The sequence below is a fragment of the Psychroflexus salis genome (assembly GCF_014640175.1).
Taxonomy (GTDB): domain Bacteria; phylum Bacteroidota; class Bacteroidia; order Flavobacteriales; family Flavobacteriaceae; genus Psychroflexus; species Psychroflexus salis.
Window position 1 is genome coordinate 93,723 of the sequence record NZ_BMGL01000003.1, and the last position, 24,404, is coordinate 118,126.

A 24,404-nucleotide genomic window follows, 5' to 3' on the forward strand; every position below is an offset into this window, starting at 1 on the left:
ATTCGAGTTAGTCAGTTAAATTTGTTTTTGGCTTTCCAGTATAAAACTTCTCATAAAGACGATCGTAAAAAATAATTTCTCGCTCTATTGTTTGGTTGTTGAAGCCAAAAATAAGAGCACTTTCGTTTTTACTGATGTCAAATATTAAGTTATCGTCGTTTCCCATAAAAATACGTTTGCCATTGTTCCATTGCAACCAAACTAATGGTGGCACACCTAAAGCTCCCCAAGTTTTATGTAAATAGAAACCACCTTGTTTGTGCTTTCCTTTAACTTGCTTGATGTAGGTTTCTCCTGCATGTTTAAAGCTTATTTGCAGTGTTTTTTTGTCGATAAATTCCAATTGAATGAAATTAACTCGCTGAGGTATATTCATTTCAAAAACTTCATCCAACGGAATTCCTTCAAAGCTATATGCACTTTCATATGGATTAATTTCGTAATATCCATTCATTAAATGCAATTGGTCTTTGTATAATGGAACCGCTTGGCTTGGAGTAGGAAGCTTTCCGCAAGAAGCTAGGCTAAAGATAATTAAAAAGAAAAAAGTGAGAAGTTTAAAGAGTTTCATAAAATTTTAAAACTCAAATATAAACTATTTTGTGAATAAAGTGCCCAGAGCGGGACTTGAACCCGCACGCCCTAATGGACACATGGCCCTCAACCATGCCTGTCTACCAATTCCAGCACCTGGGCATATATTTCCCAGATACACTGGGGACTTATAACTAAAAACCCCCAATTATTAACGGGGGTTTGTGATCTGGCTGGGGCTCGAACCCAGGACCCTCTCCTTAAAAGGGAGATGCTCTACCAACTGAGCTACCAGATCTTGTAAATAAAAAAAGTTGATAATCAACTTTAGAACTTGTTTTTAATTTTATCAAGGCGTTTTTAAAATAAACAATCGGTTTTTATTTAGATAATCCCGATACTTTTAAAAAACCCATTAAAATCAGAACTTAAATTAGTGATCTGGCTGGGGCTTACTTCGACTTTACCTATCGGTTTCGCTCAGTATGAACTTCTCGCCCAGTTAAATCAGAACTTAAATTAGTGATCTGGCTGGGGCTTACTTCGACTTCACCTACCGGTTTCGCTCAGTATGAACTTCTCGCCCAGTTAAATCAGAACTTAAATTAGTGATCTGGCTGGGGCTCGAACCCAGGACCCTCTCCTTAAAAGGGAGATGCTCTACCAACTGAGCTACCAGATCGGAAAAAGTATCCACTTTTTGCGGGTGCAAATATAGTATGTATTTTTGTTTAATCAAGTAAAAAATGCTTTAAATTTGAAGTTTTTATAACTTGTTCTAATTTTAAAAAATAAAGTCTTGAAAACTGTTCTTTTAGGCTATATGTCGTCAGGAAAATCAAGTGTTGGTAAATTACTTGCCAAACAAATGCAATATGATTTTATCGACCTTGATCACTATATTTCTGAAAACGAAGGAATGCCCATTTCTGAAATATTTAATTTAAAAGGCGAATTATACTTTAGAAAAAAGGAAAAAGAATACTTAGAAAAAATTTTACGATCTTCTACTACAACTAATTTAGTTTTATCCTTAGGTGGAGGAACCCCATGCTACTATAATAACATGCGTTTAATTCTTGAGCAAACAGGTATTAATTCTGTTTATTTAAAAGTTAACATAGAAACTTTATTGCAAAGACTCTGGAAAGAAAAAGAACACAGACCATTAATTGCACATTATAAAGACAAAGAAGGTTTAGAAGAGTTTATTAGAAAACATTTGTTCGAACGTCAGTTTTATTATTTAAAAGCACAACATGTTATCGATGTTTCTAAGCTTAGTTTTAATCAAATTGTAGAGAATATTCAACTAAAAATAAATAACTAATGAAAAGAATTGTATTTATAATGGCTGTGCTTTTTGCCAGTTCTTGTGCAGAATTGCAGCAAATAGCCGATGAGGCTATGCAAAATCAAAATGTACTATCTAATGCCGATATATCAACTGGATTAAAGCAAGCTTTAAGTCAAGGTGTAGAAGATGGAGTTCAAAATCTTGCAAAAGAAAATGGCTTTTTAGCTAACGATTTAGTAAAAATAATGCTTCCTGAAGAGTTAACAAAACTCGAAAACACTTTAAGACGCGTTGGTTTAGGTAGCTTAGCAGACGAAGGTGTAAAAATGTTAAATAGGGCAGCAGAAGACGCTGTAGCCGAAGCTACTCCAGTATTTTTAAATGCTATTCAAAATTTAACTATAAACGATGCTAAAAATATTTTAATGGGAACTGATGTGGCTGCTACCAATTACCTAAAAGCACAAACCCAAAACGAATTATACCAACGTTTCCAACCCATTATTGAAAACAGTTTTACCGAAGTTGGAGCAGATCAAGTTTGGGCAAATCTTATTAATCGCTATAATCAAATTCCTTTAACACAAAATGTAAATCCAAATTTAACCGATTATGTTACTCAAGAAGCGCTAAAAGGTGTTTTTGTAATGGTAGAAATCGAAGAAAAACAAATTAGAGAACGTATCGGTATGCGAAAAACAGAACTGATGAAAAAAGTATTTGCTTTACAAGATTAAAGCTAAACTACAGATTTAATAAACTGTATACTCATCTTGTTGAAGTCGATTGGGCGTTCAACATTAACAACGTGACCGCAATTTTTAATAATTTGTAAGCTTGCTTTTTTATGGTCTTCCACAATTTTTTTTATAGAAGGCAAAAACAAATGATCTTGTTCTCCCATTACATATAAAGAAGGAATATTTATATCTTTTTGCCTAAATAACTTAAGTAAAGGTTTAATTTCTGAAGTTAATTTAAACCACTTAATAAATTCCTTTTGGTATAATTTTTTAGCTTCATTTACAAATAGTAATCTCGATTTTTTATGATTTTTTCTCGGCATTATAATAAATGCAAATAATTTATAAAGCATCATGTAAGGAATTACCGATTTAAAAATATTGCCTACGCGCATTAAAAATCGAGAACGAATATTCATTTTCATAATGGCTCCACCCATAATCATACTTTTTACTCGCTCTGGGTGTTTTTCTGCTAAATTTCGAATTAAAATTGTGCCTAAAGAAATACCCACAAAATGAGATTTTTCGATTTTTTCAACATCCAAAACTTCTAAAATATCGTTCGTAATTATATCAAAGGTATAATCATCTTTAAAACTATCTGCTAATTTTGGTTTGGAGTTACCATGACCTCGTAAATCTAGCAATAAAACATTAAATTCTTTTTTATAAGCACGAATTTGCTTGTACCATATACTAGAACTTCCACCAGCACCGTGCACAAAAGTAACCCAGGTTTTTGAAGATGAATGAATGTAGGTTTGATAACTAAGCAAAGTAATATTTTTTACAAAAATCGGATAATTAAGCTTAGTTTCTTGGTTTTTACCTTAAAATTTAGAAATTCATCCTGACTTAATTTTTTCTCACAGCAGTTTGTTTTGTTTTATAACTGATTTTCATCATAGTTTTCATTTTATGTAAAACCTATTTTTGTTCGATAAAACTAAATTGATATGAAATTAAATTGGGGTACTTCTATTGTTTTGGCCATGTGTTGTTTTATTGGCTTTATTATGTTTTTTGTAGTACAGATGCTATCATCAAGTAACGAACAAGATTTAGTAACGGAAAATTATTACCATAAAGAATTATTGGTTCAAGATGAAATTGATAAAGTAAATAACAGTGCTCATTTAATTGGCGATTTTAAGCTTGAAAAAACAAAAGATGGGCTATTAATTTATTTTCCATCTTCAATTGAAGCCGATAAAGTTGAAGGAGAAGTTTTAATGTATCGACCATCAGATAAGCAAAAGGATTTTCGTTTTCCAATTCAATTAAAAAATCATCAACTCTTAATTCCAATTCAATTTTTAGAACAAGGCAGATGGAATGTAATGATAGATTTTAAGGTAGATGAACAATCTTTTGCATATAAAAAAGAAATGACTTGGTAATGTTGTGGTCTGCTTTTATATTGGGTTTACTAGGTAGTTTGCACTGCGTAGGCATGTGTGGTCCTATTGCATTTATGCTGCCCGTTGGTAAAAGTAACTCGCTTCAAAAATTTTTTCAAGTTAGCTTATATCATACAGGTAGGTTGCTAGCATATGTATCGATTGGTTTGGTATTTGGTATAATCGGGCATAGTTTTGCTACTTTTGGAGTGCAACAACAGCTTTCTATTGCCATTGGCATACTAATGATTTTGCTAGTGGTTTTGCCTCAAAAACAGTTACAACCTTTCAAAATTACACAACCTATTTATCGATTAGTCGGTAAAGTAAAAACAGAATTAGGTTTAGCATTTAAAAAAAAATCTTATTTCAACTTTTTTCAACTTGGTTTTTTAAACGGATTATTGCCTTGTGGTTTGGTATATATGGCTGTTTTTGCTTCAGTAGCAACAGCTAATTTATCCAATAGCATTTTTTATATGCTGCTTTTTGGACTCGGAACAGTTCCTATGATGACGGGTGTAATTTACTTTAAAGGTTTTATTCAGCAAGCAACTCGGTTTAATTTTAAAAAAGTAATTCCTTATGCGGTTGTTATTATAGGAATTTTATTCATATTACGCGGTATGGGATTAGGTATTCCGTATGTTTCTCCTAAGCCAGCTGTAGAAGAAGTTTCTTCATCGATGGAGTGTCATTAAGTTTTTCTGAATTTCTTCATCTTTTTTTATATACATCCTTTTATATGCTTTATTTTTGCTGAAACCTTCAGGCATGTACAAAACATTTTTACGACCTCTATTATTTAAATTTGATCCTGAAAAAGTGCATCACTTTAGCTTTTCAAGTTTACAAAAAGCTTCTAAAATCCCTGGTTATAAAAGTTTTGCAAAAGCTAATTTTCAATTAAACAATGCAAAATTAGAGCGTGAAGTTTTCGGTTTAAAATTCAAAAATCCTGTTGGTTTAGCAGCAGGTTTCGATAAAGATGCCAAATTATTCAAAGAACTTTCTCTACTTGGTTTCGGTTTTATTGAAATAGGTACTTTAACACCAAAACCACAAGATGGTAATCCTAAAAAGAGACTTTTTCGATTAAAAGAAGACCAAGCCATTATTAACCGAATGGGTTTTAATAATGAAGGAGTAGACGCAGCAGTACAACGCCTTCAGTCTAATCCAAATGTGTTAATTGGTGGCAATATTGGTAAAAACAAGATTACTCCGAACGAAAATGCCTTCGATGATTACCAAATTTGTTTTGAAAAATTGTTTCCTGTGGTAGATTATTTTGTGGTAAATGTAAGTTCTCCAAACACTCCCAACTTACGAGATTTACAGGAAAAAGAACCTTTAACCAATTTGCTATTGAAGCTTCAAAAATTAAATAACGAAAAACCAAAACAAAAACCGATACTATTAAAAATTGCACCAGATTTAAGCAATGCTCAGTTAGATGATATTATTGAGATTGTTGAAACAACAAATATTGCAGGCGTAATTGCAACGAACACTACAATTGAAAGAGAAAATTTAGAATCTGAACATAAAACAGAAACCGGCGGATTAAGTGGTAAACCCTTAACAAAACGCTCAACCGAAGTGATCGCCTATTTGCATGAAAAAGGAAAAGCAAAATTTCCGATTATTGGAGTAGGTGGAATTCTTTCGCCTGAAGATGCCATCGAAAAATTAAAAGCTGGTGCAAGTTTAATTCAACTATACACAGGCTTTGTTTACGAAGGCCCGAGTTTAATTAAAAAAATAAATCGGGCTATTCTTAAAGAAATGCATTGATGCCAGCTGAAATCATTTCGTTTTTAATTGCATCTATTGCACTGACAATCTCGCCAGGTCCAGATATTATTTATGTTTTGGTGCAAAGCATGTCGACTAACAAAAAAGATGGTATAGCGGTTAGTTTGGGCTTGGTAAGCGGAATTATAGTACATACCAGTTTGGTTGCTTTTGGTGTTTCTGCCATTATTAAAACTAATGAAAATTTATTTTTAATTATTAAAGTAGGCGGAGCTACATACTTGTTGTACTTAGCCTTCAAACTCTGGTCGGCTAAACAAGAATTTAATTTATCACAGAAATCTAATGTAAGTGGCTTTAAAAAAATGTTTTCTCGTGGGTTCTTTATGAATGTACTTAACCCTAAAGTAACAATTTTCTTCCTAGCATTTTTCCCAAGTTTTATTTGGAATCCTGACAAAGATTTAATTTTTCAATTTTATGCATTAGGATTATTATTTATGCTACAAGCCTTCATTATTTTTGGAATTGTTGCTTTTTTAGCCGAAAAAATAACTCGTTTTTTAAATAAAAATAAGCAAACTCAATTGTTTTTTACATATGTACAGATTTTTGTTTTCATTGGAATTGCGATTTTAATTTTCGTTTAAATTTAAAATAAAAGACATTCTTTTGCGAAAATGATAAAATTGTATATTTGAAGCATGGAGAAAGTGAAAATAATTGAATGTCCTAGAGATGCCATGCAAGGCATTAAGACTTTTATACCTAGTCACGAAAAATTAAGCTATTTACAAGCTTTGCTTAATTGTGGGTTCGAAACTTTAGATTTTGGTAGCTTTGTTTCTCCCAAAGCTATTCCACAAATGCAAGACACAGCTCATGTTTTAGCTCAATTAGACTTGTCTAAAACCAACACTAAATTATTGGCTATTGTTGCAAATATACGCGGTGCAGAAGATGCTTGCCAGTTTAACGAAATTGATTATTTGGGGTATCCATTTTCAATCTCAGAAAACTTTCAAATGCGTAATACGCATAAAACTATTGCAGAATCTATTGAAGTTTTAAAATCTATTTTAAACTTAGCAAACAAGCATAATAAAAAGGTAGTGGCCTATCTTTCTATGGGTTTTGGAAATCCGTATGGCGATCCTTGGAATGTAGAAATAGTTTCTCAATGGACTGAGAGATTAGCTAAATTGGGAGTTGAAATTTTATCTTTATCCGATACCGTTGGCACATCTAAAGCAGAAAGCATTTCCTATTTATTTCAAAATTTAATTCCAGCTTTTCCTAACATAGAATTTGGAGCTCATTTGCATACGACTCCTAAGAATTGGCACGAAAAAGTAGATGCTGCTTTTCAAAACGGATGCCGTAGATTCGATGGAGCTATACAAGGATTTGGTGGTTGCCCAATGGCCAAAGATGAACTAACTGGAAATATGCCTACTGAAAAATTAGTTTCTTATTTTAATCAACATAAAGCCGAAACGCTGATTAAAATGGGCAGTTTTGAATCTGCATACAACCAAGCTTCAAAATTATTTACTAAGTATCTATAAGATTTTTTCTTTCGACTTATAATAATGGAAAAGAACTTCGCTTAAAATATGGTAATTTTAGCTATTGTTTCTTGTTTATAAAGAACATTAAACCCAAATTGTCGAAAAAAAGCAACAAGGTATTTTCGGCTAAATCATCAAAATAAAAACTTCTCATTTAGCTATCAAATGCTTACTTTTGCAATAAATTTAGAAAGATTATGTTCGATAGTTTAAGCGATAAATTAGATAAAGCCTTACACATATTAAAAGGTCACGGCCAAATAACAGAAGTAAACGTTGCCGAAACATTAAAAGAAGTAAGACGTGCTTTGGTTGATGCCGATGTCAATTTTAAAATTGCTAAAGATTTTACCAATACCGTAAAAGAAAAAGCACTGGGCCAAGATGTTTTAAAAAGTCTGAAGCCAAGTCAGTTAATGGTAAAAATTGTAAAAGATGAATTAACCGATTTAATGGGTGGCGATGCCGAAGGAGTAAATTTATCTGGTAATCCGAGTATAATTTTAATGTCAGGTTTACAAGGTAGTGGTAAAACTACATTTTCGGGTAAACTTGCAAATTTTTTAAAAAATAAAAAAACTAAAAAACCTTTGTTGGTTGCCTGTGATGTGTATCGACCAGCTGCAATAGATCAATTGCATGTGGTTGGTGAACAAATTGGAGTTGAAGTTTTTTCAAATAAAGAAGAAAAAAATCCTGTAAAAATTGCAGAATCAGCCATTGCTCATGCTAAAGCAAATGGACTTAACGTAGTTATTATTGATACCGCTGGTCGATTAGCAGTAGATGAACAGATGATGAATGAAATATCAGATATTCATCAAGCAATCGAACCACAAGAAACCTTGTTTGTAGTTGATGCTATGACGGGTCAAGATGCCGTAAATACAGCAAAAGCTTTTAACGATCGCTTAAATTTCGACGGAGTTATCTTAACTAAATTAGATGGAGATACGCGTGGTGGTGCAGCAATTTCTATAAAATCGGTTGTAAACAAACCTATTAAGTTTATTGGTACTGGAGAAAAAATGGAAGCGATAGATGTATTCTATCCTAACCGTATGGCAGACCGTATCTTAGGAATGGGAGACGTGGTTTCTTTAGTAGAACGCGCACAGGAGCAATACGACGAGGAAGAAGCTAGACGCTTACAAAAAAAGATTGCCAAAAATAAATTCGGTTTTGATGACTTTTTGAAGCAAATTCAACAAGTTAAAAAAATGGGAAATATGAAAGATTTGATGGGCATGATTCCTGGAGCAGGTAAGATGATGAAAAATGTAGATATTGACGATGATGCTTTCAAGCATATTGAAGCAATTATTTATTCCATGACGCCAAAAGAACGTGAAAATCCTACATTAATTAATTCTTCAAGAAAACGAAGAATCGGTAAAGGTTCGGGTACTTCAGTTCAAGAAGTAAATCAATTATTGAAGCAGTTTACTCAAATGAGCAAAATGATGAAAATGATGCAAGGCGGAGGTGGTAAACAGATGATGCAAATGATGAAGAATATGCGTTAACACTAAATAACTCAACTTAAACACACAACAAATGACAATTTTAGACGGTAAAAAACTCAGCAACACCATTAAAGATGAAATTAAAGCTGAAGTTGATAAAATGAAGCAAAAAGGGGAAAAAGTTCCTCATTTAGCAGCTGTTTTAGTCGGTAATGATGGTGCTAGCTTAACTTATGTGAATAGCAAAGTTCGATCGTGTGAACGAGTTGGATTCGAATCAACTTTACTAAGGTTACCTTCTACAATAAGCGAATTAGAATTACTAGATAAAATTGATGAGCTAAATAGCAATCAAGACATCGATGGCTTTATTGTTCAATTGCCATTACCTAAGCAGATTGATACGCAAAAAGTAATTATGCGTATTGACCCTGATAAAGACGTAGATGGTTTCCACCCTACTAATTTTGGTAAGATGGCTCTAGATATGACTACTTTTATTCCAGCAACACCTTTTGGAATTTTAGAATTGTTAGAACGCTACGATGTACAAACCAAAGGAAAACATACGGTAGTTATTGGTCGGAGTCATATTGTAGGAAGACCCATGAGTATTTTAATGGGGAGAAAAGGTTTTCCTGGAAATTCAACAGTAACTTTAACGCATAGCCATACTAAAAATATTACTCAAATTACCAGTCAAGCAGATATTATTATTACTGCCTTAGGTGTTCCCAACTATTTAAAAGCAGAAATGGTAAAAGACGATGTTGTAATTATTGATGTAGGTATAACACGCGTTCCAGACGAAGATAGTCCAAAAGGTTACCGAATAACTGGAGATGTAGATTTTGAAAAAGTTAAAGAAAAGGCTTCGTATATTACACCTGTACCTGGTGGAGTAGGACCGATGACCATTTCAATGCTTCTAAAAAATACATTGTTGGCAAGAGAATTGCACCGTAAACGTAAAAATTTATAGCCTTTCTTTTGTTATATAGGTTTTTGATTTATAGGAATTTATAAAAATATCTATGCTTAGTAAGTAGCTCTTTATTTAACATTTAATTTTTATTCAATAAATTTAAGTAATTGTAACCCAAGTTACTTTCAATAATCTATAATGAGCTTAGTTTTGCCAAAACTAAATGCAATTTATGGAGATTATAGAAATACTAGGATACGTTGGCGCTTTAATTATAGGCGTTGTTTTAGGATTAATAGGTGGCGGCGGTTCCATTCTTACAGTGCCTATTTTAGTCTATATGTTTGGAGTTAATCCTGTATTGGCAACAGCATATTCTTTGTTTATTGTTGGTTTATCTGCTCTTTTTGGCGCTATAAGAAATATTCAAAAAAAATTAGTCGATTTTAAAACGGCTATTGTATTCGCTATCCCTGCTTTTATTGCAGTGTATTCTACCCGAATGTATTTAGTTCCTGCAATACCAGAAAGTTTATTTTTTATAGGAGACTTCGAAGTGACAAAAAACATTGCAATCATGGCATTTTTTGCTCTTATTATGTTGCTTGCTTCTGTTTCGATGATACGTGATAAGAAGAAAACACAAGAAAAACCTGAAGAAAAAATTAGCTACAACTTTCCGCTAATTATAGTAGAAGGTGTTGTAGTAGGAGTAATCACTGGAATAGTTGGAGCAGGTGGTGGATTTTTAATTATTCCAGCCTTAGTTCTGTTAGCTAAATTGCCTATGAAAAAAGCAGTAGCCACATCTTTATTAATAATTTCTGTGAAATCATTAATCGGCTTTCTTGGGGATGTACAAAATTACGAGATAGATTGGTTTTTCTTAGGCATCTTTACCGCATTAGCAGCAGTTGGAATATTTTTAGGAATTTGGTTAAACAAATATATCGACGGAGAAAAGTTGAAAAAAGGATTTGGTTGGTTTTTGGTAGTCATGGGTATTTTCATTTTCTATAACTTGTTAAATGAATAATCTAATTAAAGATACCAAGCAACAAAAACCTATACATTAATATTAAAAAATAAAATTATGAAAATTGAACAAATTTATACAGGATGTTTAGCTCAAGGAGCTTATTTTATAGAAAGTAATGGAGAAGTTGCCATTATTGATCCCTTAAGAGAAGTGCAATCTTATATAGATCAAGCTAACAAAGAAAACGCAACTATTAAATATATATTTGAAACACATTTTCACGCTGATTTTGTAAGTGGGCATATTACACTTGCTGAAAAAACTGGAGCAAAAATAATTTACGGTCCTAACGCAAAAACTGCATTTGATGCTTATATAGCTAAAGATGAAGAAATTTTTAAATTAGGTAATCTACAAATTAAAGTACTGCATACTCCAGGTCATACCATGGAAAGTACAAGTTATTTATTGCTTGATGAACAAGGTAAAGAACATGCCTTATTTACTGGCGATACCTTGTTTTTAGGAGATGTAGGAAGACCAGATTTAGCGCAAAAAGCTGCAGACATGACGCAAGAGCAACTAGCTGGAACTTTATACGATAGTTTGCGTAACAAAATAATGCCTCTGCCTAATAGTATAACCATTTATCCTGGACACGGAGCTGGTTCTGCTTGCGGTAAAAACATGATGAAGGAAACCGTAGATACGCTAGGTAACCAAAAACAAATGAATTACGCCTTAAGAGAAGATATGACTAAAGATGAATTCATTAAAGAAGTTACTGATGGTTTATTACCACCACCACAGTATTTTCCGCTTAATGTAAAAATGAATAAAGAAGGTTATGAATCCATCGATACCGTCTTAAATCGAGGTTTAAAAGCGTTAAATCCATCAGAATTTGAAGCTGCTGCTAATGAAACTGGTGCTTTGGTTTTAGACGTAAGAAATGAAACAGATTTTGCAAAAGGCCATATTCCTAGTTCTGTTTTTATAGGATTAGATGGTAATTTTGCACCCTGGGTAGGTACTTTAATTGCTGATGTAAAACAGCCAATTCTTGTTGTTGCGCCAGAAGGAAGAGAAGAAGAAACAGTAACACGATTATCGCGAGTTGGGTTTGATCAAACATTAGGTGTTTTAAAAGGAAGTTTTGAAGCTTGGAAAAAAGCATCAAAAGAATATGATCGTGTAAATTCTATAACTTCAGAAAAATTTAAAAACATTTATGAAACTAACGAAATCCCCGTATTTGATGTACGAAAGGAAACAGAATATTTATCCGAACGTCTCCTAAATGCAGAAAATACTCCACTCGATTTTTTAAACGAACATTTGGCTGAATTTCCTAAAACCAAAAATTTTTATTTGCATTGTGCAGGCGGTTATCGTTCTATGATTGCTGCTTCAATGCTCAAAAAAAGGGGAATACATAATTTAACGAATATTGAAGGTGGTTTCGATAAAATAAAAGAATTAGGTATGCAGGTAACCGATTACGTTTGTCCGTCTACTTTATAAATTGTTGATTGTAGTTTAAGTTTGTAAGAAGCTGTCTAATAAGATGGCTTCTTTTTTTTTATAAAATTGTGTCAAAAGTAACTATAGTTACATAAGTAACTATAATAAAAACTTATCTTTGTTTGAAATAATAAAAGTTTTTAATTATGGAAAATAATGTAAGTTTACAAGAAAAAGAAGTGTTTACAATGCCAAAAATTGGAGATAAAGCACCAGATTTTAATGCAGTAACCACACAAGGAAACATTCAATTATCAGATTTTGCAAAAGATAAATGGATTGTTATGTTTTCTCACCCAGCAGATTTTACACCGGTTTGTACGACAGAAATGAGTGGTTTTGCTGAAAGAAAAGCTGAGTTTGAAGCACTAAATACAGAGTTACTTGGTTTAAGTATCGATTCTATTCATTCTCATATTGGTTGGGTAGATAGTGTAAAGCAAAACACGGGGGTTTATATGGATTTCCCAATTATTGCCGATATCGATATGAAAGTATCTAAGTTATACGGAATGCTTCAACCTAACGAAAGTGAAACAGCTGCAGTTAGAGCGGTTTTCTTTATTGACCCGAATAAAAAAATAAGATTAATCATGTACTACCCCTTAAATATAGGTAGAAACATGGATGAAATTTTAAGAGCCTTAGAGGCTTTACAGTTTTCAGATAAAAATGGCGTTGCTTGTCCATTAGATTGGAAAAAAGGAGATAAAGCTATTGTACCACCACCAAAAAATTTGAAAGATTACGAAGCTAGAATTAAAGATGATACTGTAGAAAAAACTACATGGTACTTAGCCAAAAAACAAATTGACTAATTCTAAATTTAATCATATTTGTAAAAAAAACCGTTTCTGTAAAATGAAACGGTTTTTTACTTTAGGTAACTTATGTTACCTATATACCGTTTTAGTTTTCATAATTTTATGCAAAATATTTTTGATGAAATACGTTTATTTATTTACTCTGGTGATTAGTATGTTGGCTTGCAATTCAGACAAAAAGAAAAACAATTATACTAAAATAGATTCGGAAGACCCTCAAGTTGAATTGGCTAAAGCAGCAAAGCTAAACATGGAAAACAAATGTTACCTGTGCCATAACCCAACATCTTCAGAACAAAATAGAATTGGACCGCCAATGGCTGCTATAAAGGCAAGGTATCTTAAAGATGCTTCCAGTAAAGAACACTTTATTCAAGCTATTTGGAACTTTGTAGAACAGCCCACTAAGCAAAAAGCTAAACTTAAAGGAGCGGTTAAACGTTTTGGAGTAATGCCTTATCAAAAATACAACCAAGAAGAAATAGAAGCTATTGCAGCCTATATTTTTAGTTATAACATCGAGGAACCCGATTGGTTCAAAGCGCATTGGAAAGAAAAGCACGGAGAAAAATTTAGCCAAAAGGGCAAAAAACTTTCTAACCAAGCAATTAACGACAAAGATTATACAGCAATAGGCATGAAGTATGCTAAAACTACCAAAGCCCAACTTGGTAAAAATTTAATGGGAGCAATACAAAATAATGGAGTTTTGCATGCATTAGAGTTCTGCAATGTTCAAGCCATGCCTATAACCGATTCAATGGCTCAGGTACATCAGGCACAAATTAAACGAGTTTCAGATAAAAATAGAAACCCATTAAATGCTGCAAATTCTTCAGAATTAAAACACATTAAATTTTTTAAAAGTCAAATTGCTGAAGCTAAAGAACCAAAACCTATTATAGAAGAGAATTCGAGTTCGATTAATTTCTATTATCCGATTCTTACAAACGATATGTGTTTAAAATGCCATGGAAAACCAAATGAAGATATTGCACAAAAAAACTACAATAAGATATTAAAACTCTATCCAAATGATAAAGCTATTGGATATGATATAAATGAAGTTCGCGGTATTTGGAGTATTGAATTTGAAAAAAATGAAAAATAGTAAGTACGTATTTTTAAGTTTTAGTATTGTTTTAATTTTGAGTTGTAATTCTAACCAAAACAAACGAACAGAACAAGGCATTGTTGAAAGAGAAGACAATGATCTACAGCCCGAAAACATACAAAAACACACCGATTGGTCGTATACAGGCGAGACTGGTCCTGAACACTGGGCAGAATTAGAAGAAAATTCGGTTTGTTCAGGAAATTTTCAATCGCCTGTAAACATTGTAAAGTACAAAACAGATACTAGTTTAAAACCAATCGATTTTTATTATGCCAAAGAAACAATTTTACATGATGTGGTTAATAATGGCCATACCATACAATACGATTTCGAAGCGGGAGATTATTTAGTTTTTAAAAACCAAAACTTTCATCTTAAACAATTTCACTTTCACGAACCTGCAGAACACACAATTGATGGAGTTCGGTTTCCATTAGCAATACATCTTGTTCATCAAAATAATAATGGGAATTTTTTGGTAATTGAAATACTAGTAAAAGAAGGAAAAGCAAGTAAAACATTCGATTTTTTAGAAAGTTTTTTACCTATTGCAAAAGGCGAAACAAAACTTGTTAATGAAGCATTTGATATGAATTTAAATTTGCCCCAAAACAAAGCTTACTATACTTATGTTGGTTCTTTAACTACTCCACCTTGTACTGAAGGAGTACGATGGATTATTTTTAAGGAATCAATTAGCATATCTTTAGAGCAAGTTGAACTTTTAAAATATTTAATGCCTATCAATAATTATCGAGAAGAGCAACCGCATCATGGCAGAGCTATATTGCAAACTGCTTTTTAATCTCAATAATTCATTAAGTTAAAGCTAAATAATTACATTCATCAGTTTTTAATTTTATAACACATTATATATGAAAAAACTAGGTTTAATTGGTGGCACATCTTGGCACTCTACAGTAGAATATTATAAAAATATAAACCAAAAAATAAGCGAAAAGATAGGACTTTCTTCAAATCCAGAATTAATTCTCTATTCAATAAATATCGATGTAATGCGCAAGCAAGTGCTCAAAGATATTCATCAAAAATACTTAGAAGTAGCTACTAAACTTCAACAAGCTGGAGCAGAAGCTATTTTAATTTGCGCAAATACACCACATATGGCTGTAGCATATGTTCAGCCTAAAATAGCTATTCCTTTTTTACATATAGCAGATGCCACTGCAGAAGAAGCAAAAAAAATGGGATATAATAAATTAGCTCTATTAGGTAATAAACCCACAATAACTAAATCTTTTTTAAAAGATAGATTAGCCCAAAAACACAATTTAAAAATCATAATTCCAACAGAAGATGCCATACAACAATCGCATCATTTTGTGTCAACTCAACTAACACAAGGAAAATTTACAGAAGAAGCAAGAGATTTTTACAAACAACAAATACAAGATTTTAAATCTCAAAATGTCGATGCTGTTATTTTAGGCTGTACTGAGCTTCCAATTCTTTTAAAAGATGAAGATACAGAACTCCCAATGCTACATACTACAGATTTGCATATTCAGAAAGCAGTAGATTTTATTTTAAGTGAATAGATTGTATAATTAGCATAATAATGGCTATAATTTTTATTAGTTCGCATAAATAGCTTCAACAAATTATAAATTCAGTAGTTTTTATAGCTCAATGTAACAATAGTTACAAAAGTTAAGCAAATCTTAATATATATTTGGAAACATTCAAAAATTTATTGAAATGAAATCGAATTATCAAGTGCTCATTATTGGAGCTGGTACAGCAGGAATTATGACTGCCGCTCAGTTGCTAAAAAAAGACCCTAAATTAAGTGTAGGTATTATTGACCCAAAAGATACACATTACTATCAACCAGCTTGGACATTAGTTGGAGCAGGAACTTACGATTACGATAGCACAGGAAAGCCTATAAAAGAATTAATTCCGAAAGGTGCAGATTGGATACAAGATTACGCACAAAGCATAAATGCAGAGCAGAACACAGTGTCTACAAAATCTAATGGAGATTATACCTACGAATATTTAGTAGTAGCACCAGGTTTAGTTATGGCACCAGAATTAATTGAAGGTTTACCCGAAGCTTTAGATAAAGGTGTTGTTTGTAGTAATTATACAGATCCTAAACACACTTGGGAAGTTATCAAAAACTTTAAAAGTGGGAACGCCATATTTACCCAACCTACAACTCCTATAAAATGCGGTGGTGCGCCCCAAAAAATTGCTTATTTGGCAGCAGATTATTTCAAGAAAAACAATATCGATGCACGTGTAGTTTTTGCCACACCTGGGTCTGTATTATTTGGCGTAAGAGAAATTAGAGACACATTAACCAAAGTAGTAGAACGATACGGAATGCATTTTAAGCCTTTTTATGCACCACAAAAAATTGATACTAAAAATAAAATTATAACTTTTAATTACGTTGGAGACGACGAAAACCAATGTGTAACCAACGAAAGTAAAGAAATTGGAGAAAAAATTTCTGGTATTACCAATATAGAAGTTCCTTTCGATATGTTGCATTTAGCACCGCCGCAAGCTGCACCTAAGTTTATAAAAGAATCTAATTTAGTGAACGAAGAAGGTTGGTTAGATGTAAATATAAACTCTTTACAACACAATACATACCCTAATATTTTTGGTTTAGGAGACGTTGCTGCACTACCAACAGCAAAAACAGGTGCTGCCATAAGAAAACAAGTTCCTGTTGTTGTAGAAAATTTATTTTTTATGATAAATAATAAACCTGCAACCAATAAAAGCTACAAAGGCTACTCGTCTTGTCCATTGGTAACTGGATATGGAAAAATGGCTTTAGCCGAATTCGATTATGAAGGTAATTTTACACCAGACCCTAAATTAAAGCAAATGCTTGTTTTTAATTCTGCTAAAGAACATTGGAGATTGTGGATGCTAAAAAAATACGGACTTCCTTATTTATATTGGAATAAAATGATGCGTGGAGAAAACGTTTAAAATTCGTACTTTAATTCATTTAAAAAGCAGTACTAATTGAATTTTTGTTGTGGGTCTTTTTCCCGCTATCATTCCAAATACGCAGCTCATAAGCAAAAAAAGCTAATTACAAAAGGAGCTTGCCTGCTCGCTCTTTTGTAAAGGCTTTTTTAAGCTTATTAGCTTTGCGGGTTTTTCATTCTATCGGGGACAGGGGCAGACTTTTTCAGATTAAACCTTGGTCACTATAACTTACTAACTTAAAATAAAGCAAATTCAACCTAAGGTATCTTTATAGACTTTCAATTAAAAACTAACTTTTAGTCTATTGGTATTAGCACATTATTCCGCCCTTATTCTTTCTGATTTATTGTATAAATTTATACTAATAGAAACTTAGTTTGGTACTAAACAAGATTTGCATTCATGATTTTTAGAAAGTATTAATCCCAATCTCCACCTAAAACACGGTATAAATTTACATAAGCATTAAGTAGTGCTCTTCGTATTTCTGTATAATTGAGTTCAGATTCAAAAGCCTGACGCTGCGATTCGAGTAATTCTAAGTAACTAGTTACTCCTTTATCATAACGTTCGGTAGATAAATACTGCGCATTTAATGAAGCTTCCAAACGGTCTTGTCTAGCATTCATTTGTGCTTTTAAGGTTTTAATTTCGATTAAGGCATCTTCAACCGATCTAAATGCATTTAAGACAGTTCGTTCGTAGGAGAGGAGAGCCTGTTTAGTTTTACTTTCTTCAATATTAAGTTGCCTTTGTAAACGGCCAAAATTGAACAATGGGCCTAAAACAGAGCCACCTACATTCCAAGCCAACGGTCCATCAGTAAGTGTTGATAATTCATTAGAAGCTCCACCCAATAAGCCTGTTAAACTAATATTTGGAAACATATTTACCAACGCAGATCCAGTTAGGGCATTTTGTGCAATTAAGTTTTTTTCAGCTGCCAGAACATCTGGTCTTCTTAAAAGTAAATTACTAGGCAAACTAACAGCAATAGTAAACTTGTATCGATATCTAATAATTTTGTCTCGGGTACAATATTATTATTAACAAAAAAGCCTGTTGTTTTTTTAACAACAGGCTTTAAACAATTTTCTTATCAATTTATTTAGCCATTTTTAGCATATTTTTTTTTCATTACCACATAATAGACCAAAGGAACAACCAATAATGTTAAAAAAGTAGAAACAATGGTTCCTCCCATAAGTGAAAGCGCTAGGCCTTGAAAAATTGGATCGAATAAAATTGCAACAGCTCCAATTACTACTGTTCCTGCTGTAAGTAATATAGGAGTTGTTCGTACTGCTCCAGCTTCAATAATAGCTTGCTTAAAAGCAATGCCATCGTTCAGTCGTATTTCAATAAAGTCGATGAGCAAAACCGAGTTTCGTACCATAATTCCTGCTAGAGCAATCATACCTATAAAAGATGTAGCGGTAAAAAAGGCGTCAAAAATCCAATGTGCTAAAATAATTCCAACTAACGAAAGTGGAATGGCAATCATCATTACAATAGGAGAGCGGAAGCTTTGGAACCAACCTACAATTAGCATATAAATAATAAAGATTACACCGATAAATGCTATCCCTAAATCGCGAAATACTTCTAAAGTAATTTGCCATTCGCCATCCCATTTTACTTTGTAATTATCCGTATCTACTGGAATTTCTGTATATAACTCTTCTATAGAGTAGCCTTCGGGTAAATAAATATCTTTTAAGTATTTTTCCATACCTAAAATAGCATAAACAGGACTTTCTAAATCTCCAGCCATTTCTGCAGTTACATATACTACAGGTCGTTTGTTTTTTCTGAAAATACTTTTCTCTATAGGTTGTTCAACAACTTTTACCAAATCGCCAATTTCTACTGGGTTGCCCTTAGCTGAAATTACTTTAAATTTCAATAACTCATCTAAATTAGCTTTGTCTTTATTTTTAGTTTTATATATAATGTTTACAGTTTGGTTAGCGTTTTCTCTGTAAGCTTGTGCTATGGCGTGTTCACCTAGGCTTAATTGCATAGCTTTAACCAACTGTGCTGGAACGATGCCTTCTAAGCTAGCTCGTTCTCTATCAACTTGAAAATGTAATTCTTTTTGTTCAGCTTCAACTCTCCAATCAATATCTACTACATCTTGAGTTTCGCTAAGAATTTTTTTAATATTTCTAGCAATATTAATTTGTTCGTTATAATTTGGGCCGTAAACTTCAGCTACAATTGTAGATAAAACTGGTGGTCCAGGCGGTACTTCAACAATTTTTATATTTGCTCCATATGGATTGCCAATTTTTTGGACATCTTCTCTAAACGATTTGGCAATATCATGACTCTGCTCGCTTCGCTCGTCTTTATGCGTAATATTAACCTGTATATCGGCCATTCGTGGCTCATTACGTAAATCGTAATGCCTTACTAAGCCATTAAATGTTATTGGAGAAGCTGTACCTACATAGCTTTGGTAATTTACAACTTCTGGTCTACTTTTTACATACTCAATAATTTCTTGAGTTACTGCATTGGTACGTTCTAAGGTTGTTCCTTCAGGCAGGTCGATAACAATTTGAAACTCATTTTTATTATCAAATGGCAGCATTTTTACTAAAACAGACTGGTTTAAAAACAAGACTATAGATGCTAGTAATAACAAGGTTATTCCTCCAATAAAACCCCAGCGTTTTGTTCTGCTTTCTAGCATCGGACGTTGGATTTTATTATACAGCTTATAGATTTTAGTTTGTTGTAAATCTTTATCTTCTTCTGCTGCAGACTCGTTTTCTATTTCTTCAAAATCATCGGTATTTTCATCTTCGCCTTCAACTAATTGTTTACCATCGGCTTTTAAAAAATAGTAAGCTAGGTAAGGTACAATAGTTAATGCTATAAATAACGATAAAATCATAGTAATAGAAGCACCAATTGGCATAGGACTCATGTAAGGCCCCATTAAACCGCTTACAAATGCCATTGGAAGCACTGAAGCTATAACAATAAAAGCAGCTAAAATAGTGGGGTTACCTACTTCATTAATGGCATAGATTGCTGCTTTTCGCAAACTCATTTTCTTCATTTTAAAATGCCGATGCATATTTTCGGTAATAATAATGGAGTCGTCTACAACAATACCGGTAATAAAAATTAAAGCAAAAAGCGTAATTCGGTTTAAGGTATAATCGAATAAATAATAACTCAACATGGTTAATGCAAAAGTAATTGGCACTGAAATAAATACCACCAAACCACCACGCCAACCCATAGAAAGCATAACAACTATGGTAACAGCTAGTATAGCACTAAGTAAGTTGAATAATAAGTCGGACACTTTATCGGATGCCGTTTCTCCATAATTTCGGGTAACTTCCATTTGCACATCTTCTGGAATAATGTATTTTTCCCAGCGTTCTTTTTGATTTACAACTGCTTCTGCCACTTGCATAGCATCAGCGCCTTTTCTTTTGGCTACAGAAATAGTAACAGCTGAATAAGTTGATGGTATTTCATTTTTTAATTTGGATGCAGCACCATATCCAAAGCTTACATAATTTTTGGCAGATTCAGGTCCTTCTGAAACATGAGCTATTTGATGTAAATAAATGGGTTGTTGTTGATGTGTTCCAACAATTAATTCATTTAAATCTGTTGGTCTAGAAATGTAATTACCTGTAGATATTTTAATCTCTTCGTCACTTTTTTGAATATTTCCACTGGAAGATTGCATGTGGTTGGCCTGAATCATTTCAGTTACTTTTAATATATCTAACCCATAATTAGCCATTTCCTGATGGTCCAATTCAATTTGAAGCGCTTTACTTCTTCCACCTATATTTTTTGTGGTTGAAACATTTTCTACTTTTTCAATTTCAACAATTAGTTCGTTGGCCATTTGATGCAGTTGGTAATCGTCGTAATTTTCGCTAAAAAGTGTAATACCCAAAACAGGCACATCGTCTATAGAACGTGTTTTTATAAGTGGTTGTGTAACTCCTTTGGGCATCATGTCCATGTGCTTCATAATTTCGTTATGAAGCTTTACATACGAACGCTCTATGTCTTCGCCTACATAAAATTGTACGATTACCATTCCTTGTTCTTTCATAGAAGTAGAATACACATATTCTACACCTTGAATATTTGAAATTATTCGCTCTAATGGAACGATAACTCTGTTTTCTACTTCTTTTGGGCTGGCTCCCGGATAACCAACAAAGATATCTGCCATGGGCACATCAATTTGTGGTTCTTCTTCTCTAGGAATTAATAAAGTAGCATATATTCCTACTCCCATAAAAACCACCATTAATAAAACTGTGATTTTTGAAGTTAAAAAAGCATTAGCTAATTTTCCTGCTATACCGTTTTTCATTTTTTTCATTTTTTAATAGTTCTAAGTACTAAGAATTAAATATCTTTTTGTGAATTGTTTTTACCAAGTACATTCTTTACAACTGAAAAAAGTGTTTAAATAAATTATTTCAGTCTTATCAATTTTGTCTTTAAAACTTAAAATTCCTTCAACCTTAAACTTGATCACTGCAGCTTCATTATTTAGTACGAAATATTTATTCCATTATATAATTTAGATTCTCCCAAAATAATAATTTGTTCGTCGGCTGCTAATCCACTTAAAATCTCAATGTGTTCATTAACTACACCACCTACTCGTACCCAACGCAATAGGGCTGTGTTCTGTTGACTTACTACATATAATCCTTTTAATTCTCCTCTTCTAATTATACTGTTTTTAGGTACAAAAATTCCTTTACGAAGTTGGTCTGTTTTTAGCGATAAACTAGCATTCATACCAGCAAACAAAGTTTCATTGTTTGTATTAGTTATGCTTGCTTTCACTTTATATTGTCCTCCTGTTGAGGTAGAAGAAGAGCTTACTTCACTTATAAGTGCAGTTAATTTTCTATCCGCATCATCTAAACGCACTACAGCCGAATCTCCCTGTTGAAAATTATCAATATCGCGTTCTGAAACTAAAACTTCTATTTCAAAACCAGACTTTCCTTCCAATTGAAGCATAGCTTGTTGTGGGTTAGCTAAATCTCCTTTTTGAACATTTTTAGCTGTAATTACCCCATTAAAAGGAGCTTTAATTTGGTAATATTTCATTTCAGAATTTACTTCTTGCAATTGTTGTAATGCCGCTTGTTTTTGCGCTTTAACAGAGACCAATTGGAGTTCTATGTTTTCTAATTCTTTTGCAGAAATACTTTGCTTTTCGTATAAATTTTGATAACGTTTTACATCGCGTTGTGTATTGTTTAGTTGCGCATTAATTTGCTGAATTTGTGCTTCAACTTGTGCTTTTTTAGCTTGTAAATCAGTATTATTTAAGCGAATAAGTAAATCGCCTTGTCGTACTTGGTCGCCTGTTTTTACATATACTTCTTCAACAAAACTCGAACCGCGTGTGCGTATACTCGTAGATTCTGCAGCTTTAATTTTTCCTTTAAAACTTAAGGTTTTAGCAACTTGTGTGCTAGGTTTGCTAAGTTTTACTTGAACACTAGGTACTTCATTAACTTGTTGTTCTTCTTTGCTTCCACAGCTTATGAGCAGACCAGAAGTAAAAATTAGTATTCCGAATGTATAGATTATTTTATTCATTTTAAATGGTATTAAGTATTGAGTATAAGGCAATTTATTTTATTAATATTTTTTGAGCATCCTTGCTTACTGCTCCTTGTTACTTTGTAATTCATATTTTAACCGCAATAGGCAAACGAAACAAAGCTACTTTAGTTGGTATTTCCTAAAAATTGAACTTGTAATTGTGCTAAATTAAATTGAAAAATAGATTGATTGTAAAGTAACTCTTGGTTAGCTAACCGAACTTCTGCGTTAAGTAAATCGGTTGCTCTTTCAAGTCCTTCGTCAAATCTGTTTTTTCTAATTTGAAATGCTTCTAGTGCTTGCTCTAATGAAAGTTGATTTCTATTCATTAAATTTTCTGCTTCTTCGAGTTTACGCTTTGCTTTTTGTAATTCAACTTTAGCTGAAGCTTTGTAGTCTTCGGCTTCTATTTTAGCTTGTTGAAGTTGAGCTTTCATTTTTTGGTTCTTAGCTACTCGGCTTCCACCTTCAAATAAATTCCAATTTAATGAGGCTCCAACAAAAAAATTATCAGCTCCTGTACCTAATAAATCTTCATCAAAATACTGTACATTCCCAAAAGCATTTAGCGTTGGCAAGTACATCTTTCCAGCTGACTGCTTCATTTTTTTGTATGCATCTACACTTAAATCCATAGCTAGTATATCCTTTCTTTCTTCCAGTTTTTCTGTTAGATCATTAAGCTTTAAATGTACCTGTAGTTTGTCTGCAGGTGCTAGTAAGCTTCCTTCATCATTCATCATATAATACATATAATCTGAAATAGATTGAAGTTCGTTTTTAGCTATACTTAGTGCATTTTCTACTTCATTAAGTCTAACTTTTGCACTCAGCACATCAGATTTTACTAGTAAACCTTCCGTATAAAAATCTTCTATACTTTTTAAATTCTCTTCAGCGGTGAGTTTAGATTTTTCTAAAACTACAAGGCTTTTATATGCCAGTTGTAATTGCATGTACAAACGCTCGGCTTGCAAAAACAAAGCATCTTTTTTAAAGGTATTTTGTTCTAATTGAGCATCGGCTCTATCTTTTAAAGCTGAACGCATAACTAACTTATCTAAATTAATCAAGGGTTGTTCTACTTGAAAAGTGCTTACAAAGTTTGTAATGGCCGAAGGATTATTTAGGTTATCTATGGCAAAGTCACTTTCTGAAAATATACCTTGGTTTAATAAAGTACCAAACGCCATAACAGGATTATCTGTTCGGTAGGCGGTATGCGATGCACTTAACTGCGGAAGAAATGCCGCGTTGGTTTCACGGTATTCTGCCTTCATTTGCAAATATTCTTGTTCGTTGGCTTGTAATTTTCTGTTGTTTTGCTCTACCTTACTTTTAAACTCATCTAAACCAATTGTTTTTTGTGAAAAGCCCAAAGTGGTAAACAGCAAGAACAAGATTGTTTTTATTAAATAATGTTTCATATCACGTTAATTTATAATGCAAATTTAAAATGATAGAACAGACTTATAGGTAACATTTGTTACTACCCTTTTTGAAATGTTAAAAAAATTGATTTTTATCAATTTTTTGTAAATGCTTATATCGAATAATCACTTCCATGTTTGTACTACATATTTGAAAGTTTTATTATTCAATTTGTAGTAAAATGGCTTTGAACTTTTAATGAATAATAGTTTTTTTAAAAAAAATATCTGT

General features: G+C 32.6%; 22 protein-coding genes and 3 tRNA genes. 16 read left to right on the top strand and 9 right to left on the bottom strand.

From position 1 onward, the window contains the following. Positions 1 to 7: 7 nt before the first annotated feature. From IEV63_RS02955 to IEV63_RS02970, 4 genes are all read right to left on the bottom strand, one after another. Positions 8 to 571 carry a hypothetical protein gene (locus IEV63_RS02955; protein WP_188405270.1) on the bottom strand — a complete coding sequence of 188 codons (564 nt, stop codon included), beginning with the start codon at positions 569 to 571 and terminating at the stop codon, positions 8 to 10. Positions 572 to 612: 41 nt separating this feature from the next. Continuing rightward, positions 613 to 696 (bottom strand) — tRNA-Leu (locus IEV63_RS02960). A 63-nt stretch (positions 697 to 759) separates the two neighbouring features. Then, positions 760 to 832: transfer RNA gene (locus tag IEV63_RS02965), tRNA-Lys, on the bottom strand. 311 nt (positions 833 to 1,143) lie between these two features. Beyond that, a tRNA-Lys gene (locus IEV63_RS02970) sits at positions 1,144 to 1,216 on the bottom strand. 117 nt (positions 1,217 to 1,333) lie between these two features. On the opposite strand from IEV63_RS02970, the gene IEV63_RS02975 reads away from it, so the two are divergent. Both IEV63_RS02975 and IEV63_RS02980 read left to right on the top strand, forming a co-directional pair. Then, positions 1,334 to 1,864, top strand: a complete 531-nt coding sequence (locus IEV63_RS02975) for a shikimate kinase (RefSeq protein ID WP_188405271.1) — start codon at positions 1,334 to 1,336, stop codon at positions 1,862 to 1,864. Continuing rightward, entirely contained in the window at positions 1,864 to 2,568 is a 705-nt protein-coding gene (locus IEV63_RS02980) for a DUF4197 domain-containing protein (RefSeq protein WP_188405272.1), read from the top strand. The genes IEV63_RS02975 and IEV63_RS02980 overlap by 1 nt, the downstream gene beginning before the upstream one ends. Before the next feature lie 2 nt (positions 2,569 to 2,570). Here the strand turns inward: IEV63_RS02980 and IEV63_RS02985 are convergent, their stop codons facing one another. Then, positions 2,571 to 3,353, bottom strand: a complete 783-nt coding sequence (locus IEV63_RS02985) for an alpha/beta fold hydrolase (RefSeq protein ID WP_188405273.1) — start codon at positions 3,351 to 3,353, stop codon at positions 2,571 to 2,573. 180 nt (positions 3,354 to 3,533) lie between these two features. Between IEV63_RS02985 and IEV63_RS02990 the strand changes: the two genes are divergently transcribed. The 14 genes from IEV63_RS02990 to IEV63_RS03055 all read left to right on the top strand — a co-directional run bounded on the left by IEV63_RS02990 (position 3,534) and on the right by IEV63_RS03055 (position 17,117). Beyond that, entirely contained in the window at positions 3,534 to 3,977 is a 444-nt protein-coding gene (locus IEV63_RS02990) for a FixH family protein (protein WP_188405274.1), read from the top strand. Next, a complete protein-coding gene (locus IEV63_RS02995) occupies positions 3,977 to 4,678 on the top strand; it encodes a sulfite exporter TauE/SafE family protein (protein WP_188405275.1) in 702 nt (233 codons plus the stop codon). Before IEV63_RS02990 ends, IEV63_RS02995 begins: the two co-directional genes overlap by 1 nt. Before the next feature lie 73 nt (positions 4,679 to 4,751). Next, on the top strand, positions 4,752 to 5,774 hold the full coding sequence (locus IEV63_RS03000) for a quinone-dependent dihydroorotate dehydrogenase (RefSeq protein ID WP_188405276.1): 1,023 nt from the start codon (positions 4,752 to 4,754) through the stop codon (positions 5,772 to 5,774). Continuing rightward, the gene (locus IEV63_RS03005) at positions 5,774 to 6,385 is read left to right on the top strand and encodes a LysE family translocator (protein ID WP_188405277.1); all 612 of its coding nucleotides are present in this window, start codon (positions 5,774 to 5,776) and stop codon (positions 6,383 to 6,385) included. The genes IEV63_RS03000 and IEV63_RS03005 overlap by 1 nt, the downstream gene beginning before the upstream one ends. Positions 6,386 to 6,439: 54 nt before the next feature. Continuing rightward, positions 6,440 to 7,303 carry a hydroxymethylglutaryl-CoA lyase gene (locus IEV63_RS03010; protein ID WP_188405278.1) on the top strand — a complete coding sequence of 288 codons (864 nt, stop codon included), beginning with the start codon at positions 6,440 to 6,442 and terminating at the stop codon, positions 7,301 to 7,303. A gap of 200 nt (positions 7,304 to 7,503) precedes the next feature. Further along, entirely contained in the window at positions 7,504 to 8,832 is a 1,329-nt protein-coding gene (ffh, locus tag IEV63_RS03015; RefSeq protein ID WP_188405279.1) for a signal recognition particle protein, read from the top strand. Between the two features lie 31 nt (positions 8,833 to 8,863). Beyond that, the gene (locus tag IEV63_RS03020; RefSeq protein ID WP_188405280.1) at positions 8,864 to 9,754 is read left to right on the top strand and encodes a bifunctional 5,10-methylenetetrahydrofolate dehydrogenase/5,10-methenyltetrahydrofolate cyclohydrolase; all 891 of its coding nucleotides are present in this window, start codon (positions 8,864 to 8,866) and stop codon (positions 9,752 to 9,754) included. Between the two features lie 175 nt (positions 9,755 to 9,929). Further along, entirely contained in the window at positions 9,930 to 10,733 is an 804-nt protein-coding gene (locus tag IEV63_RS03025) for a sulfite exporter TauE/SafE family protein (protein ID WP_188405281.1), read from the top strand. A 57-nt stretch (positions 10,734 to 10,790) separates the two neighbouring features. Beyond that, entirely contained in the window at positions 10,791 to 12,200 is a 1,410-nt protein-coding gene (locus IEV63_RS03030; protein ID WP_188405282.1) for an MBL fold metallo-hydrolase, read from the top strand. A 146-nt stretch (positions 12,201 to 12,346) separates the two neighbouring features. After that, a complete protein-coding gene (locus tag IEV63_RS03035) occupies positions 12,347 to 13,018 on the top strand; it encodes a peroxiredoxin (RefSeq protein ID WP_188405283.1) in 672 nt (223 codons plus the stop codon). Between the two features lie 124 nt (positions 13,019 to 13,142). Continuing rightward, the gene (locus IEV63_RS03040) at positions 13,143 to 14,135 is read left to right on the top strand and encodes a c-type heme family protein (protein WP_188405284.1); all 993 of its coding nucleotides are present in this window, start codon (positions 13,143 to 13,145) and stop codon (positions 14,133 to 14,135) included. After that, positions 14,125 to 14,946, top strand: a complete 822-nt coding sequence (locus IEV63_RS03045) for a carbonic anhydrase (RefSeq protein ID WP_188405285.1) — start codon at positions 14,125 to 14,127, stop codon at positions 14,944 to 14,946. Before IEV63_RS03040 ends, IEV63_RS03045 begins: the two co-directional genes overlap by 11 nt. A gap of 70 nt (positions 14,947 to 15,016) precedes the next feature. Next, positions 15,017 to 15,700: an aspartate/glutamate racemase family protein gene (locus IEV63_RS03050; RefSeq protein WP_188405286.1), complete on the top strand. Its 684-nt coding sequence runs from the start codon at positions 15,017 to 15,019 to the stop codon at positions 15,698 to 15,700. A gap of 160 nt (positions 15,701 to 15,860) precedes the next feature. Then, on the top strand, positions 15,861 to 17,117 hold the full coding sequence (locus tag IEV63_RS03055; RefSeq protein ID WP_188405287.1) for an NAD(P)/FAD-dependent oxidoreductase: 1,257 nt from the start codon (positions 15,861 to 15,863) through the stop codon (positions 17,115 to 17,117). 422 nt (positions 17,118 to 17,539) lie between these two features. On the opposite strand, the gene IEV63_RS03060 is transcribed toward IEV63_RS03055, so the two are convergent. The 4 genes from IEV63_RS03060 to IEV63_RS03075 form a co-directional block, all read right to left on the bottom strand. After that, on the bottom strand, positions 17,540 to 18,103 hold the full coding sequence (locus tag IEV63_RS03060; RefSeq protein WP_188405288.1) for a TolC family protein: 564 nt from the start codon (positions 18,101 to 18,103) through the stop codon (positions 17,540 to 17,542). 125 nt (positions 18,104 to 18,228) lie between these two features. Next, positions 18,229 to 21,483 carry an efflux RND transporter permease subunit gene (locus IEV63_RS03065; protein WP_188405289.1) on the bottom strand — a complete coding sequence of 1,085 codons (3,255 nt, stop codon included), beginning with the start codon at positions 21,481 to 21,483 and terminating at the stop codon, positions 18,229 to 18,231. Between the two features lie 182 nt (positions 21,484 to 21,665). Next, positions 21,666 to 22,736: an efflux RND transporter periplasmic adaptor subunit gene (locus tag IEV63_RS03070; RefSeq protein WP_188405290.1), complete on the bottom strand. Its 1,071-nt coding sequence runs from the start codon at positions 22,734 to 22,736 to the stop codon at positions 21,666 to 21,668. Positions 22,737 to 22,867: 131 nt separating this feature from the next. After that, positions 22,868 to 24,169, bottom strand: a complete 1,302-nt coding sequence (locus IEV63_RS03075; RefSeq protein ID WP_188405291.1) for a TolC family protein — start codon at positions 24,167 to 24,169, stop codon at positions 22,868 to 22,870. Between the last annotated feature and the right edge of the window lie 235 nt (positions 24,170 to 24,404).

Coding starts and splice junctions, on each gene's coding strand:
- IEV63_RS02955 (WP_188405270.1), bottom strand. CDS start 571: ATGAAACTCTTTAAACTTCTCACTTTTTTCTTTTTAATTATCTTTAGC.
- IEV63_RS02980 (WP_188405272.1), top strand. CDS start 1,864: ATGAAAAGAATTGTATTTATAATGGCTGTGCTTTTTGCCAGTTCTTGT.
- IEV63_RS02990 (WP_188405274.1), top strand. CDS start 3,534: ATGAAATTAAATTGGGGTACTTCTATTGTTTTGGCCATGTGTTGTTTT.
- IEV63_RS02995 (WP_188405275.1), top strand. CDS start 3,977: ATGTTGTGGTCTGCTTTTATATTGGGTTTACTAGGTAGTTTGCACTGC.
- IEV63_RS03000 (WP_188405276.1), top strand. CDS start 4,752: ATGTACAAAACATTTTTACGACCTCTATTATTTAAATTTGATCCTGAA.
- IEV63_RS03005 (WP_188405277.1), top strand. CDS start 5,774: ATGCCAGCTGAAATCATTTCGTTTTTAATTGCATCTATTGCACTGACA.
- IEV63_RS03010 (WP_188405278.1), top strand. CDS start 6,440: ATGGAGAAAGTGAAAATAATTGAATGTCCTAGAGATGCCATGCAAGGC.
- ffh (WP_188405279.1), top strand. CDS start 7,504: ATGTTCGATAGTTTAAGCGATAAATTAGATAAAGCCTTACACATATTA.
- IEV63_RS03020 (WP_188405280.1), top strand. CDS start 8,864: ATGACAATTTTAGACGGTAAAAAACTCAGCAACACCATTAAAGATGAA.
- IEV63_RS03025 (WP_188405281.1), top strand. CDS start 9,930: ATGGAGATTATAGAAATACTAGGATACGTTGGCGCTTTAATTATAGGC.
- IEV63_RS03030 (WP_188405282.1), top strand. CDS start 10,791: ATGAAAATTGAACAAATTTATACAGGATGTTTAGCTCAAGGAGCTTAT.
- IEV63_RS03035 (WP_188405283.1), top strand. CDS start 12,347: ATGGAAAATAATGTAAGTTTACAAGAAAAAGAAGTGTTTACAATGCCA.
- IEV63_RS03040 (WP_188405284.1), top strand. CDS start 13,143: ATGAAATACGTTTATTTATTTACTCTGGTGATTAGTATGTTGGCTTGC.
- IEV63_RS03045 (WP_188405285.1), top strand. CDS start 14,125: ATGAAAAATAGTAAGTACGTATTTTTAAGTTTTAGTATTGTTTTAATT.
- IEV63_RS03050 (WP_188405286.1), top strand. CDS start 15,017: ATGAAAAAACTAGGTTTAATTGGTGGCACATCTTGGCACTCTACAGTA.
- IEV63_RS03055 (WP_188405287.1), top strand. CDS start 15,861: ATGAAATCGAATTATCAAGTGCTCATTATTGGAGCTGGTACAGCAGGA.
- IEV63_RS03065 (WP_188405289.1), bottom strand. CDS start 21,483: ATGAAAAACGGTATAGCAGGAAAATTAGCTAATGCTTTTTTAACTTCA.
- IEV63_RS03070 (WP_188405290.1), bottom strand. CDS start 22,736: ATGAATAAAATAATCTATACATTCGGAATACTAATTTTTACTTCTGGT.
- IEV63_RS03075 (WP_188405291.1), bottom strand. CDS start 24,169: ATGAAACATTATTTAATAAAAACAATCTTGTTCTTGCTGTTTACCACT.